This is a genomic window from Pseudomonas sp. HMWF021 (genome assembly GCF_003061005.1).
Lineage (GTDB): Bacteria > Pseudomonadota > Gammaproteobacteria > Pseudomonadales > Pseudomonadaceae > Aquipseudomonas.
Genome location: NZ_QAIK01000140.1, coordinates 1 through 1,006, shown reverse-complemented (window position 1 = coordinate 1,006; position 1,006 = coordinate 1). Strand labels below are relative to the sequence as shown.

Below are 1,006 nucleotides of genomic sequence, written 5' to 3'. Positions count from 1 at the left end.
GGTATTAATAGCGGGAGGCGCGGCGGGTTGCACTGATTGTTTTCAGGATGATGCAAAACCTGTGGGAGCCAGCCTGCTGGCGATTCCAGGCATCAACCAGATTTCAATCCTCACCCCGCCACAGCAGGCAGCACATCACCCCTGTGGCGAGGGAGCTTGCTCCCGCTGGGCTGAGAAGCAGCCCCAAGATCAGCCAATACGGTTAGTCAGATAAACCGCGATTATTCCTTTTCGAGTCTTCCAACGTTGTCATACAGCCAAGCAGTGAAAGCCTCTCTGTCGTCAGAATGGTGGCAGCGTCGATGACAGTTTGGGCACAGCGCTACGGTGTTGGTCTTGAAGTCCGTCCCGTTGTCCGACAAATGCTTAACGTGGTGAACCTCAAGGTAAGGTTCTCCATTCATTTCAAACGGACCTGGTTGTCCACATCCCTCACAGAAACCCTTGGCGTTGAACAGAATCCAATCTTTGACTTTGGATATGCGGGCGTAGGTTTTGGTTGTCCTGACGATTTGCTGAGGTATCTGCACACCCTCTGGCTCACTCACAAAATCACGTTGTTTCGCTCGTTGTACATTTCGAAGTGATGATTCTTCTTGCGTGGAAGGTGTACCGGAATCCAGCGTAATGAGGCCTTTAGATTCTAGGATTTTGATCAGGCGCGCGGTAATCCCTGAACCGAGATTCACCTTTGGTTTGTAGCTAGAGATCGTTTTCAGCCCAAGATCTTCGAACAGAGCGGTAATGTTTTGCAGTCGATAGTCAATTGACTTGGTGTTTCGCCCGGCGAGTACGCCGTTCTGCAGACGCTTGTGCTCCAAGGACTTATTAAATTTTTGATCATTTGGGTAGCGAGCCTGAATATCAAGATAGCCATCAACCGAAGCTCCAAGCTCCTCATCCGTCCAGCCACTATTTTCCTTTTCCGTATCCATAAAATCGCCGAGGGTTGAAAACCCTCGGACGATACTGAGTGGCCATTACTGCTGTCTACGAAAATTCCTAC

General features: G+C 50.0%; 1 protein-coding gene. It reads right to left on the bottom strand.

Annotated elements, in window-relative coordinates; genetic code table 11:
* Positions 1-221: 221 nt before the first annotated feature.
* Positions 222-935: an HNH endonuclease gene (locus DBR18_RS19535; protein WP_108591533.1), complete on the bottom strand. Its 714-nt coding sequence runs from the start codon at positions 933-935 to the stop codon at positions 222-224.
* Between the last annotated feature and the right edge of the window lie 71 nt (positions 936-1,006).

Excerpts from the sequence above, each read along its gene's own strand:
- DBR18_RS19535 (WP_108591533.1), bottom strand. The coding sequence starts at position 935 with ATGGATACGGAAAAGGAAAATAGTGGCTGGACGGATGAGGAGCTTGGA.